Genomic DNA, 13,110 nt, shown 5'->3' with positions numbered 1-13,110 from the left:
GGCTACTTTCTGGCCACGAATAGGAAAGTCTTGGATACCAACCTCTGGAAAGAATCCTTTGGATTCAAGATCCTTTTTATCATAACCCTCGGGGGCTATATTCTTCTCTTCAAGGTAGATGTTCAGCATCTTTTCTGCTTTATCTACTTGGGTTAACTCAAAATAATCCAGGATACCTTCCGGTAATAATAAACTGATCAGGGTTTGCTCGGCTTGACTCAAAATAAAAATTGTCGTTTGGTTTACAAATGCAAAAGAAAGAAATTATTTCCTTCCCCCCAAGAATTCCGCTTGATCCGAATTTACAGGGATGAGAGTAAGAATAATGCTTCTAAAATACGCTATAAATGCCATATCTTAGCCTAGAAACAAAATAAGATTAATTAACTAATTTACTAACGACCTAGACATGAAATCTAGCCTAACTATCTGATTACCAAAATTACAAAAGGTCTATAAAAAAAGAAAGAGGCACTCCATCCAGACGTTCCTCTATTCTAACCAAATATAAACCTGTATGAACGGGTTTTCTCTTTAAGTTCTATCAGAGTTGTTAAAACATCTGAGTAGAAGCTGTTGTTTCATTATTTAATAAGACAAATATACGGAGTTATTTCTATATAGTGTACATGATACACTATTGAAATTTCAATTTTATGACACTAAAATAATATTTGTCGCAAACAACCTCTTTTTTGACGCATTTAAGCCCGTTTTTCTCATTTAGTTAACGTAGATTTATTTTAATAATAACATGAAATTGTTACACTTATTACACCATTAAAGAATAAAACCATGAATAAGAATGAAATTGTTAAGGAATTGAAAAGTACAATAACAGAATTTCAGCAGTTAATTTCATCTTTTGATGAACAGCAGCTAAACGCTGTGCCTTTTGAAGGAAGCTGGACACCAGCTCAGGTTGCCCGGCATATCTGCAAGGCAAATTCAGGCTTCGCAGAGGCATTAAATGGCCCCGTTCAAGATACAGATAGAGCGCCAGATCAATCAGTGAAAACTATTGAACGTATTATGCTAGACTTTACAACAAAAATGAACGCACCAGCTTTTATACTTCCCGAAATGAAAGCGTACAATAAGGAACGTCTAATAAATACTTTGGAAGACATAAAGGTTGATGTAAGCAAAGCGGTTACCGATCTGGATCTTACGCAGACCTGCCTGTCATTTGAGTTGCCAGGACTTGGGCAAGTTACCCGATTGGAAGCCGTTTATTTTATGATCTATCATACACAACGACATGCACATCAACTGAAAAACATTAAAAACAAACATGCCGTAAATTAAAATAAGGTAAACCTAATGTAAAATAACCATCGTGCCATTAAGGTATGGTGGTTTTGACTTAAATTTGATCTCCATTAAAATGTAGGAAACATGAAATCTCTAAAATCTAACGCTCATCTTCTCATATTATCTTGGTTTTTCATTGCTTTATTTGCAAATGTTAGTGCTTATGCGCAAGCTGTTGAAACCGGAAATCCATCTCCATTAAAATTTCCTACACCACAGGGGATAGCCAATCAGCTTTTTTACCTTCAAAGGGATCCGAATACGAATACAATTATATGTGAATTGAATGTAAACAAGAACGGAGAGGTAATTGAAAAAGATCCTATAAAGGTATATTGGCTTAGGTACGGTGAAGAAGGGGAGAAAGAGGATTTAAGTTATATACAGCGGAAATTTGCTTACGGTATCCAGGCTAAAGCGATGGGTGATGATCAATATGAGCTAAGATTCGTTTCGCATAAAAATCTTCCCATGTATTTGATGAAATCTGCTGAAGATAAAAAATACCATGTTTACGTTACAGTAAACAAAAAGAAAATCCAGCTAGAGCGCATATTTCTTAGAATACAAGGTGGATCGTTCTGGTTACCTAACGTGAAGTATGTAGAATTAAAAGGAATCAATACCGCTAATAAAACCCCGATAATTGAAAGAATAAAAGTTTAGTTTTTACTATCTTTAAATAACCAAATATTTAAAGTCATGGAAAAAGAAGAGATTAAATCACTACTGGAGATTATAGATCAACAAGTTAGTTCTTCAATACTTGGCGGGATGGAAGAGACCTATGAGGAACTAGAAAGACTGGGTTACATAACCATAGTAAGAGATCGTGTGCAACACTCGGCATCCCTTACACCCGAGGGATTACATTATTTAGAGATGTTAAACAGGTAAGCTTACTGTAAATTTGCTGCCTTTGTTTTTAGCACTTTGAACCTGAATGCTGCCTCCGTGCTTTTCAATAAATTCTTTGCAAAGTACCAAGCCAAGGCCAGTACCAGTTTCATTATTCGTTCCAAGGGCAATCGATTTGTTGTCTATCGTAAACAGGTTTTCTAACGTTGTGTTATCCATGCCTATGCCATGATCAACAACTGTTATACTAATGAATTCCTTTGGTGAACTTTCATCTTTAATTTGCTCAGAAAGCACGTGTACCTCACCTAAATTTGGTGTGAACTTAATCGCATTAGACAATAGGTTTCTGTTAATACGCTTTGTTATTATAGGTTGAATAACAAATTTATTCTTTTATTTGATAAATAAAAGAGTTTACATCATCTTTCCAACTGTCATCCAGATAATACGGATACTTGACAGAATTACAATCACTGCAACTCCAATAAACATTTTTTTGATAGGTAATTTACCAACCAAGCGCGCAGCTATTGGAGCGGCAACTACTCCTCCGATGATTAGGCCAATAATGGATTGCCAGTGACTAACGCCCAAGATAAAAAAGAAGGTAATGGCACTTGCCATCGTTACAAAAAATTCAGTTAAACTAACGGTACCAATCACATATTTTGGGGTGCGACCTTTTGATATCAATGTAGAAGTCACCAGAGGGCCCCATCCACCACCACCAAAGGAATCTAAGAAGCCACCAGCGCCAGCAAGCCATCCTGCTCGCTTTACTTTTTGTTGCTTTGGCTTATGCTTAAAAGCATTGCTAAGTATTTTAATGCCCAGCAATAGTGTGTACACGGAGATAACTGGCCTGATCCATTGAGAAAAAGCCTCTCCAGCATAGCCAAGCAATACCGCTCCAACAATTGCACCCAGTACACCAGGAATTAATAAGGTTTTAAAAAGTTTCTTATTTACATTTCCAAAGCGGTAATGACTAAAACCTGATGCTCCACTAGAAAACATTTCGGCAGTATGAATACTACCAGATATCACTGCAGGACTTAAACCTCCAGATAGCAACAGGGTAGTAGATACTACTCCATATCCCATACCTAAGGCACCATCGACCAATTGGGCGAAGAAACCGACAGCGAGCATCCAAAAGAACTTTTCATCCATTTGAGCGTATACCCCTTGTCCTAAAGCGACTAAGGATTCGTACGTCAAATAAGAGTAAGCCGCATAACCTATAAATAAAACCGCAAGGATAAGCAAGCACAAATAAGCTATTTGGCGCCATTTTTTTTCTTGTGATTTACCGGGAATGGTTATTTCGATTTCGTTCTCTTGTAAGCCCATTATATATAATATCTATCTAATTAGTCGACAATATTAATTCAACTTTTTGAATAAACAAAATAATTCTACTAAAATAATAGACTTTGTCTTAGAATACTCGTTTAGCCGTGAATAGGGGACGTTTTTTCTTTAAGCGATTAGAACTCTGGTTTTCTTTTGAAATCGAATAAACAAAAGGGTAGAAGCGGTAAGTAGTCCGAAGGTTAGTCCATACCAGATTCCATCAACTCCTAAACCTAGCACAATACCAAGCAAGTAGCCCAAAGGTATACCAATCACCCAATAAGCAATAAAGGTAATGAGGGTAGGGATGTTCACGTCGCCAATGCCTCTTAAAACACCGAGACCGACCACCTGTGTACCATCAAATAATTGAAAGAAACCGGCTATAATCAGCAGATGTGCAGCAATATTAATTACTGCCATATCTTCTGTGTAGATATAAGGTAGAATGTTATTGGCCAAGATAAATAACAAAGCTGTAGCACACATAAACATAAGTATGACGTGGTAGCTGGCAATCGCAGATTTTCTTAGGTCAGTAAAGTTTTTCTTACCAAAGTTGTTACCAGTTTTAATGGTTGCTGCTGATGCAATACCGCTAGCCATCATATAGGTTACTGAGGCCAGATTAATAGCCACTTGATGTGCGGCTTGCTCTACAGCGCCAATCGTTCCGATTAATATCGCTGCACCGCTAAATGCACTAATTTCAAATGAATATTGTAATGCAACGGGAGCACCAATTTTTGCAATCTTTAGACTTCTTACTTTATCGATTAAGCCAAGGCGGAAACTTCTGGTGTATGCTGCGAAATATTTTGAACGAAGTACATAAATCGACATCACTATAGCCATTAAAGTACGGTCTATCAAAGTACTTAAACCAACACCTTTAACACCCATTGGCTCAATACCAAACATGCCTTTTACAAAGATTATACCCAGGATGACATTGAGCAGATTTCCCCATATAGAAACAAACATCGCTTGTTTGGTAAAGCCAAGTCCTTCAGCAAACTGCTTGAAAGTTTGGAATATCATTAGTGGAACGATAGATATGGCCAAGTAACCAAGATAAGGCTTAGCGTAAGCAACAACTTCTGGCGATTGCCCTATATGATCAATAGCTAACAAGGTACCGAAATGCACAAAGATATAAAGCAGAATAGACATTAGGATGTTTATGATCAAACTATTGGAAAGTAGTTTACCACATTCATCAAAATTTTTACGACCATTTTCTTGTGCAACGAGAGGAGTTAATCCATATGAAATTCCAAGGCCCAAAACCAAGATGAGCATAAACAAACTGTTTACCAGGGAAACGGCAGCGAGTTGAACGGTACCTGCAAAATGTCCGACAATTACACTATCCGCCAAATGCACTAGCGTATGCCCCAATTGAGACACCACAATAGGCATAGCAAGACGTAAATTATCAGAATAATAAGGTTTGTACCTCGTGTATAAGCTCTTCCACATTTTGGCAAAAGTCGGCTTTTTTGTGCTGATTTACGACTCTGTCGACCTTGTTTATTTCCGAATCCTACTTTAAAACGTTTAAAATAATATTGTAGATTATGAAATGAATTTAAGATGACACGACCTAACTCAAATCTCAGTGAAATATTCTTCCTTTTCGGAGGAATGAGGCCTGATTACACCACTTAAGATCAAACTTACAAGAATCTTTTGAGCTTGCCTGTACGAACTCCGGGTAAGTTTACTAAACTCTTTTAAAGTGATCCGACCTTTCTCTGCAAGGTATTCGAAAAGCGCTGCCTCTTGTTCCGTATAGGTAATCAGTTGTCCGGAAGTATCAGCACTCTTTTTAATGACATCTACAATGATTTTACTAGCAAGCAGACTTTTGTCCTTTACCCGGTAATACACCCACCATTTTTTATTTTCGTCAAGCGCATAATGGGGTTTGGTTTCGCTACGCGCAATACTCACAACAAGTACCAGTTTACCATCAATATGTACTTCTTCAAATTCAGGCTCAATAGCTGGTTTGCAAAACTGATGCGCAGATTTCGTAATCATATAACGCTCTTCGTCTTCTGATTTTACACCTTTGATACTACCATCATCGGCAACGCCGATTAACAGTTGTCCGCCTTTATTATTGGCAAACGCAACCAGACTTTTAGCTATTTTCTCATTGCTGGTAATCGTTTTCTTGAAATCCAACATTGTGCCTTCACCTTCTAAAATTAGTCTCCTGATATTCATCTGTGTACTCCTTAAAGCGTTAATAAGCGATACGCGATTGTTCTCCCTGATGTAAACTCCTGATATAAACTTCATTCATTACTGTAGCACAAAGTTCTCCCTCTGCATTGGTAATTTCCATTGGATAAGCCTTTACAAATTTGCCGTAGGTGTTTAAGGTTTCTATAGCTTCGTTCAGCATATCATCTGTAATGGTAATGGTAAAATACAAATGACCCCGACCGGGTTTTAAATATTGAATTGAAGCACTTTTAAGCCATACACGCACTTTAAAGCCGGCTCTTTGAAGGAGTTGGTCAAACAATAAAGCGTAAAATGGATCTGTTGCTGCATATATGGTTCCGCCAAAAATGGAACCGTTATAATTCTTATTCAATATGCTCTTTGCAATCTTCACATCAACCCCTCGAAAGCCCTTATGAAATTTACGAATCCAAATACGTTGGAACAATAAAGGTGGGTATAAACACAAGGCCCACTTAAGGGTTTTTTCTGATACAACCATGATGCTTAAAGATCAGAAAGATTATTGAACTATAAAATTTTATATATGATGATAAAGTAATTTTTTAGTAAATTAGGGTATGTATATATACGACACCCTTACCGCCGCAGTTGCTGACCTTGAAAAACGAGGTTATGAGTATGACTTTAACCTTTCAGCCGAATTTATTGAGTGCAAAGCGATAGATATTCAGTTGATGCCAGAAGAATTTGAAATAGACGAGTTTTACCGTTTTGAAGGGATGACAGATCCTGATGACAGTTCGGTAATTTATGCCATTTCTTCTCCCGTTGGTAATTTAAAAGGAGTAATCATTGACGCTTATGGCGCTTACGCAGAAAATATATCGCCAGAGCTTTTAGATAAGCTCAAGATGCATCACTGATTTTAAATTATTAAAACCTTTAAGGGATTTGAGTTGTTAAAAAGATGAATTTAAAACAGAACCACATGAAAAAACTAATTTTAAGCATAGCTGTTGTCGGTACTTTAACCTTAGCAGTTTCGGCATGTAATTCTACAAAGAGTGTCTCCGGTGGTACAGACACTATGAAAGTGGATACAACTATAAAGCCAGTTGATACCGTAATGAAGGATACGATAAAAACTCCGCCAGATACAACTAAAATGCCACCGGCACAATAAAAACAAACATTAAACGAGATAGAAAAGAGGTAGATCATCAGTGATTTTTACCTCTTTTTTTATGTCAAAACAATGTACTATCTACAATTTTTAGGAAGATCATTTTTTATTAAGGTTAACTTTGGGCTTAGTTTTAATGGAAATGGTGTTTAAAGATCAAGTAGTAGCGGCCTATCAAAAAATTCAGGATGAGATTTGCAGCAGTTTAGAACTGGCTGAGGGAAAGGCAAAATTTGAAGAAGAGGTTTGGAGCCGGGAAGGTGGCGGTGGCGGCAGAACCCGGATCATGCAACATGGAAGTGTAATTGAAAAGGGTGGTGTTAATTTTTCTGCAGTACATGGGAAATTACCAGATGCTGTTAAAAAAGCATTTAAAGTAGAAAATGATGAGTTTTTTGCCACTGGAGTTTCTATTGTGATGCATCCATCTAATCCCTTCGTACCGATCATTCACATGAATATTCGTTATTTCGAAATGGACGAGCAGACCCGCTGGTTTGGTGGTGGTATCGATTTAACTCCTCATTATGTTATAGATACTGATGTAAGATACTTTCATCATCTTTTAAAGCAAACCTGCGATCAGTTTGATCCTAATTTTTATCCGAAATTTAAAACCAATGCTGATGATTATTTCTTTATCAAACATAGAGAAGAAACGAGAGGCGTTGGCGGTATTTTTTACGATCGACTAAAGCCTGAAAATACGGGCTTATCCTTCGATAACTTATTGGCTTTCTCTGAAGCAGTAGGAAAAACTTTTATCCCCGTATATACAGAGCTGATTGAGCGCAACCGTGATCATGAATATACAGAGCAGGAGCAAGAATGGCAATACTTGCGCAGAAGCAGGTATGCAGAATTTAATCTGGTTTATGATTCGGGCACTAAATTTGGCCTGGAAACGAATGGTCGGATAGAGTCTATTCTGATGAGTCTGCCTCCAATGGCAAAATGGACATATAACCATCAACCTGTTTTAGGTAGCCCTGAAGCATACACGCAAAGTAGGCTCAAAAAGGGAATAGTATGGGCTTAATGGCTAAATAAAGCCAAAATTTCTAGGTTAAAATTTTTCCACAATGCGTCTTTATGGCGCATTTTTTATTAGATTCGCAAGGTTATAAGAATACCGCATTTAAATCGTTCTTAAGGAACATTACTATTTATGGCAGAAGATTTAGAAAATCAAGAAAACGACAAAATAATTAGAATCGATATTGACGAGCAAATGAGATCCGCTTACATTGATTATTCAATGTCGGTTATCGTATCAAGGGCTTTACCTGATGTGAGGGATGGATTAAAACCGGTACACCGTCGCGTGTTATACGGGATGCTTGATCTAGGGTTAGCAAACAATAAACCATATAAAAAATCTGCACGTATTGTTGGTGAGGTACTAGGTAAGTATCACCCACATGGTGATTCATCAGTATACAATACCATGGTAAGGATGGCTCAGGATTGGAGCTTACGTTATTTAATGGTTGAGGGACAAGGAAACTACGGTTCAATTGATGGTGACTCTCCGGCAGCAATGCGTTATACGGAGGCACGTTTCCAGAAGATTGCTGAAGACATGCTTGCTGATATTAATAAAGATACCGTTGATTTTCAACTAAACTTTGATGATTCATTGCAGGAGCCTACTGTGCTTCCGTCAAAAGTTCCAAACTTATTGATCAATGGTTCATCAGGTATCGCAGTGGGTATGGCTACAAACATGCCGCCACATAATATTACAGAAACCATCAACGCAACTATAGCTTACATTGAAAACAATGAAATCACTATAGCTGAATTGATGAAACATATTAAAGCACCTGATTTTCCTACTGGAGCCATTATTTATGGTTACAATGGTGTGCAGGAAGCTTTTGAGACTGGTAGAGGCCGTATTGTAATGCGCGCCAAAGCCGAAATCGAAACTCATAAAGACCGTGAAACCATTATCATTACTGAAATACCTTACCAGGTAAATAAAGCGATGATGATTGAGCGTACCGCTGAATTGGTTGGTGAGAAAAAGCTTGAGGGTATTTCAAACATCAAGGATGAATCGAATAAAGATGGTATCCGTATCGTTTATGAAATTAAACGTGATGCAAATGCTTCTATTGTTTTAAATAACCTATTTAAACAGACTGCTTTACAGACTTCATTTAGTGTAAATAATATTGCGCTTGTTAAAGGCAGACCGCAATTGTTAAACCTGAAAGATCTGATCCATTATTTTGTGGAACACAGACATGAGGTGGTTGTACGTAGAACTAAATTTGAACTTGCTGAGGCAAAGAAACGTGCACATATTTTAGAAGGATTACTAATTGCATTAGATCATTTAGATGAGGTAATCAAATTAATCCGTAGCTCTGATACACCAGAAGAAGCCAGACTGGGCTTAATGGAGAAATTCGGCCTATCTGATATTCAAGCAAGAGCTATCCTTGATATGACCCTTCGTAGGTTAACAGGACTAGAGCGTGATAAGATCAAAGAAGAATACAACGAATTGATGAAATTAATCGATTACTTACAATCTATTTTAGATGATGAAGGTAAACGTATGCAGATCATCAAGGATGAGTTGGCTGAAATGAAAGAGAAGTATGGCGATGAGCGTAGAACGACTATTGTTCACTCGGCAGAAGATATGAGCATGGAAGACTTTATTGAGGATGAAGAGGTAGTAATTACCATTTCTCATGAAGGTTATATTAAACGTACGCCAGCTACAGAATATCGTACTCAAGGTAGAGGTGGTAAAGGCTCTAAAGGAAGTGATTCAAGAAATGAAGATTTTATTGAGCATTTATTAATTGCCTCTAACCATAATTACATGTTGTTCTTTACCGAAACTGGTCGTTGTTTCTGGTTAAGAGTTTACGAAATCCCAGAAGGATCAAGATTAAGTAAAGGAAGAGCAATTCAGAACATCATCAACATTCCTAAAGAAGAAAAGATTAAAGCCTTTATTAAGGTTAAAAATCTGAAAGATCAGGAATATCTGGAAAACAACTACATTATCATGTGTACCAAAAAAGGAACGATTAAGAAAACCTCATTAGAGGCTTATTCGAGACCTAGGGTAAATGGTATCAATGCAATTAACATCAACGAAGGTGATCAGTTATTAGAAGCTAGCTTAACTACAGGTTCGAGCGAAATTGTAATGGCTTTACGTTCTGGAAGAGCTATTCGCTTTAATGAGGAGAAAGTTAGACCAATGGGTAGAACCGCTACTGGTGTACGCGGTGTAACACTTGCTCATGAAAAAGATGAAGTAGTTGGTATGATTGCTGTGGATGATCCAGGTGCAACGGTATTGGTAGTTTCAGAAAAAGGTTACGGTAAACGTACTGACATTGAAGATTACCGCGTTACTAATAGAGGTGGTAAAGGTGTTAAAACTATTAATGTTACTGAAAAAACTGGAAACCTTGTTGCCATTAAAAATGTTACTGATGCGGATGATTTAATGATTATCAATAAATCAGGTATCGTAATTAGAATTGTGGTAAGTGAATTGAGGGTAATGGGACGTGCAACACAAGGTGTACGCTTGATCAACCTGAAAGGTAACGACGAGATTGCTTCTGTAGCTAGAATTGAGCATGAAGAGGATGAAATTGAAGAAACTGAAAGCTATGTAGTATTAGACGGTGAGCCAGCAGGCGAGGGGGAGATTGAAGAAGAACCTACCGATGATACGACAGAGGCTGAGGAGAATGACGAAGAAGAAAGTGATGCTGATGAAGACACTACCGAAGAAGAGAAATAACAACAGATATCAATAATTGTCGAACATAAATATTAGAAAATGAAAAAAGTACTTTTAAGTATTTTGTTTGTAGGTGTTGCCTCACTTGCAAACGCTCAAAAAAGTGAAATTAGTGAGGCTAAAAAGGCATGGAATCTTTTAGGCATCACCTCAGGCAAAAACTTAACGGAGCATCTAAAAGTGCTTAATGGCGGATTGGCTCATGCTGATCTGGCTGTATCCAATGAAAAATCTAAAGATATAGCTGAAGGATGGGGTTATAGAGCGCTATTTGCTTCAAGAATCGCTTTAGTTGACTCTGTTGATTTAAAAAATGCTAAAGCAAAGCAGATCATTGCTGAGGAATCAATTGCTAAAGCTAAAGAGCTAGATAAAAAAGGCTCTGAAAAAGAGAATTTGGAGCAAGCCAAAGTGAATGTAGAGAACGCTGTTAGAAATAGAGCGATCTATGCTTATAAAAAGAAAGATTTTGCTACAGCATTAGAAGCTTTTAATGAAATCACTACTAAAAACCCAAATGATACAAGTATGTATGTTAATGCAGGTGTAACTGCTAAAGAAATACAGAACTATCCAGAAGTAATTAGGAATTTCAAAAAAGCAATTGAATTGAATTATCCTGATTCAAAAGTATTGTACTCTGAGGTGATCAACATTACCTTTGATAAACTTAAAGACACTACTTCTGGATTAGCTCTTCTTAGAGATGCAGCAGCAAAATATCCAGATGATTCATACTTTATTGGTTTAGAGACTGATCTTTACATCAAAAAAGGTGATATCGCAAAATCTCAGGAAATGCTTACAAAGCTGATCGCTAAGGATCCTAAAAATGCAATTTATCAGTATTTAATGGGTGATACTTATTACAAACAAGCTTTAGCTATTCAAACTCAGAGAAATGCTTTAGACGTGAAGAAAACTAAAGAATTCAATGAACTAGGTGTTAAGATGACAAAGTTTATCGATTTATCTGTTCCTTACTACAAGGCAGCTTTAGAGATCGATCCTAAAAATCTTAACGCGCTTGAGAATCTTAAAATCATCTATCTGTTTAAGGATGACAAAGTTAACTACGAATTAATGAATAAAAGATTAGAAGCGCTGAAGAAATAATTTTAGCATCAATAATTGATTAAAAAGAGGGGTAATTTTTATCCCTCTTTTTTTTTTATAAGTTTGTACCAAGAACATGTTTTGTATGAGTAAGATATCTTTTGTTTGCAGCGTATTTCTAGTTTCTATGAGTTACAATGTTGCTTTTGCCCAAAAAAGCCAGCTTCAAATTGCACGTAATAGCGTTGGTAAACTGCAAGTTGCCATCAACACGAAGCAGGACGCTAAAAAGCAGTTAAGTATACTAGGAGAGGGGGTTAAAGCTGCTGATGCCGCTCAAAATGACAAGAAGACGAAGAAATGGCCAGAAACATGGGCGTTGAAAGCGTATTTAAGTGCTTATGTTTCGATCATTGATAGCGATGAAGGAAATGCGGATAGGAATTACATTTATGCTGTACAAGCTATAGATTCTGCCAGAAGATTAGATAAATTTCAAGCCAATTACCGGTTAATTTCAGCGGCAGCTTACAACATCAACATCAGAAAGCAAAAAAAAGGAAGTGTTGCCTTCGCAAATGGCGATTATGCGACAGCTTACGAACTACTTAAGGAAGTGAGTGACTTTATCCCAAAAGATACTTCGCTAGCTATAAATACTGCATTGTCAGCGCTAAATATCCAATATTTCGATAAAGCCTTAGTGTATTTTAAACGCGCAAAGGAAAATGGTATAGTAAATCCATTGGTTTTCCAAAATATGGCAAACATCTATACTTCAAAATTTGAACATGAATTGGCCATACGTACACTTGAGGACGGCATTAAAGTTAATCCGTACAGCGTTTTTTTAACCAATGATTACATTAATCTATTATTGGATAATGAAAAGTACACTGAAGCGATGCGCGTAATTGAATCTACGTTAAAAGTAGAATCGAACAATAAATTGCTTTATTTTTTATATGGTTATTTGCAACAGCATAAAGCTAATAATAGTACAGCAGAACTAGCATACAACAAAGCGCTGGCGATTGATGAGAATTATTTTGATGCACTATATCAATTAGGATTGGTTTATGTAAATTCTGCAAATGAATCACTTAAATCCGGAAAAACTGAAAACCCTCAAAAATTCAAGTCTTTTATAAATAGAGCTGAAATCGCGTTACTACAAGCCCACGAGGTCAATCAAAACGACAAAGCTACTGTGCAACTGTTAATTGACATCTATACGCGTAAGAATAGATTGGATAAAGTCCAGGAGCTTAAAGGTAAACTCGAAGAGTTTTAAAGTACAAAACCCCTATTTGATGATTTAATATTATTAGTTTCATAATTAATATTATGTTAA

The 13,110-nt window shown here is 36.8% G+C and carries 15 protein-coding genes; 9 read left to right on the top strand and 6 right to left on the bottom strand.

What is annotated here, in order from left to right:
* On the bottom strand, positions 1-222 hold a 222-nt coding region (locus tag EZ444_RS25050; RefSeq protein WP_455430285.1), incomplete at its 3' end, for an ISAon1 family transposase N-terminal region protein.
* A 573-nt stretch (positions 223-795) separates the two neighbouring features.
* Here EZ444_RS25050 and EZ444_RS25045 point away from each other — a divergent pair.
* From EZ444_RS25045 to EZ444_RS25035, 3 genes are all read left to right on the top strand, one after another.
* Positions 796-1,308: a DinB family protein gene (locus EZ444_RS25045; protein WP_131612540.1), complete on the top strand. Its 513-nt coding sequence runs from the start codon at positions 796-798 to the stop codon at positions 1,306-1,308.
* Positions 1,309-1,398: 90 nt separating this feature from the next.
* Positions 1,399-1,980 carry a DUF4833 domain-containing protein gene (locus EZ444_RS25040; protein WP_131612538.1) on the top strand — a complete coding sequence of 194 codons (582 nt, stop codon included), beginning with the start codon at positions 1,399-1,401 and terminating at the stop codon, positions 1,978-1,980.
* A gap of 36 nt (positions 1,981-2,016) precedes the next feature.
* Positions 2,017-2,211, top strand: a complete 195-nt coding sequence (locus tag EZ444_RS25035; RefSeq protein ID WP_131612536.1) for a hypothetical protein — start codon at positions 2,017-2,019, stop codon at positions 2,209-2,211.
* Here the strand turns inward: EZ444_RS25035 and EZ444_RS25030 are convergent.
* The 5 genes from EZ444_RS25030 to EZ444_RS25010 form a co-directional block, all read right to left on the bottom strand.
* Entirely contained in the window at positions 2,200-2,514 is a 315-nt protein-coding gene (locus tag EZ444_RS25030; protein WP_165503722.1) for a sensor histidine kinase, read from the bottom strand. The genes EZ444_RS25035 and EZ444_RS25030 overlap by 12 nt on opposite strands.
* Before the next feature lie 75 nt (positions 2,515-2,589).
* Entirely contained in the window at positions 2,590-3,528 is a 939-nt protein-coding gene (locus EZ444_RS25025) for a sulfite exporter TauE/SafE family protein (protein WP_131612532.1), read from the bottom strand.
* Positions 3,529-3,657: 129 nt separating this feature from the next.
* On the bottom strand, positions 3,658-5,013 hold the full coding sequence (locus tag EZ444_RS25020) for an MATE family efflux transporter (protein WP_131612530.1): 1,356 nt from the start codon (positions 5,011-5,013) through the stop codon (positions 3,658-3,660).
* 129 nt (positions 5,014-5,142) lie between these two features.
* Positions 5,143-5,766 carry an AlbA family DNA-binding domain-containing protein gene (locus EZ444_RS25015; RefSeq protein ID WP_131612546.1) on the bottom strand — a complete coding sequence of 208 codons (624 nt, stop codon included), beginning with the start codon at positions 5,764-5,766 and terminating at the stop codon, positions 5,143-5,145.
* Positions 5,767-5,785: 19 nt separating this feature from the next.
* Positions 5,786-6,271 (bottom strand): DUF4442 domain-containing protein, encoded by a 486-nt coding sequence (locus tag EZ444_RS25010; protein WP_131612528.1) that lies wholly within the window; start codon positions 6,269-6,271, stop codon positions 5,786-5,788.
* Positions 6,272-6,350: 79 nt separating this feature from the next.
* Here EZ444_RS25010 and EZ444_RS25005 point away from each other — a divergent pair, with 79 nt between their 5' ends.
* The 6 genes from EZ444_RS25005 (at position 6,351) to EZ444_RS24980 (ending at position 13,050) form a co-directional block, all read left to right on the top strand.
* Positions 6,351-6,656 carry a phosphoribosylpyrophosphate synthetase gene (locus EZ444_RS25005; RefSeq protein WP_131612526.1) on the top strand — a complete coding sequence of 102 codons (306 nt, stop codon included), beginning with the start codon at positions 6,351-6,353 and terminating at the stop codon, positions 6,654-6,656.
* 65 nt (positions 6,657-6,721) lie between these two features.
* The gene (locus tag EZ444_RS25000; protein ID WP_131612524.1) at positions 6,722-6,916 is read left to right on the top strand and encodes a coproporphyrinogen III oxidase; all 195 of its coding nucleotides are present in this window, start codon (positions 6,722-6,724) and stop codon (positions 6,914-6,916) included.
* 142 nt (positions 6,917-7,058) lie between these two features.
* Positions 7,059-7,955 (top strand): oxygen-dependent coproporphyrinogen oxidase, encoded by an 897-nt coding sequence (hemF, locus tag EZ444_RS24995; RefSeq protein ID WP_131612542.1) that lies wholly within the window; start codon positions 7,059-7,061, stop codon positions 7,953-7,955.
* 129 nt (positions 7,956-8,084) lie between these two features.
* A complete protein-coding gene (gene gyrA, locus EZ444_RS24990; RefSeq protein ID WP_131612522.1) occupies positions 8,085-10,700 on the top strand; it encodes a DNA gyrase subunit A in 2,616 nt (871 codons plus the stop codon).
* 39 nt (positions 10,701-10,739) lie between these two features.
* On the top strand, positions 10,740-11,816 hold the full coding sequence (locus EZ444_RS24985) for a tetratricopeptide repeat protein (RefSeq protein WP_131612520.1): 1,077 nt from the start codon (positions 10,740-10,742) through the stop codon (positions 11,814-11,816).
* Between the two features lie 85 nt (positions 11,817-11,901).
* On the top strand, positions 11,902-13,050 hold the full coding sequence (locus EZ444_RS24980) for a tetratricopeptide repeat protein (RefSeq protein ID WP_131612518.1): 1,149 nt from the start codon (positions 11,902-11,904) through the stop codon (positions 13,048-13,050).
* The last annotated feature ends 60 nt before the right edge of the window (positions 13,051-13,110 follow it).

Source organism: Pedobacter hiemivivus (genome assembly GCF_004331685.1).
Lineage (GTDB): Bacteria > Bacteroidota > Bacteroidia > Sphingobacteriales > Sphingobacteriaceae > Pedobacter > Pedobacter hiemivivus.
This window is presented reverse-complemented; position numbering and strand designations above follow the sequence as displayed.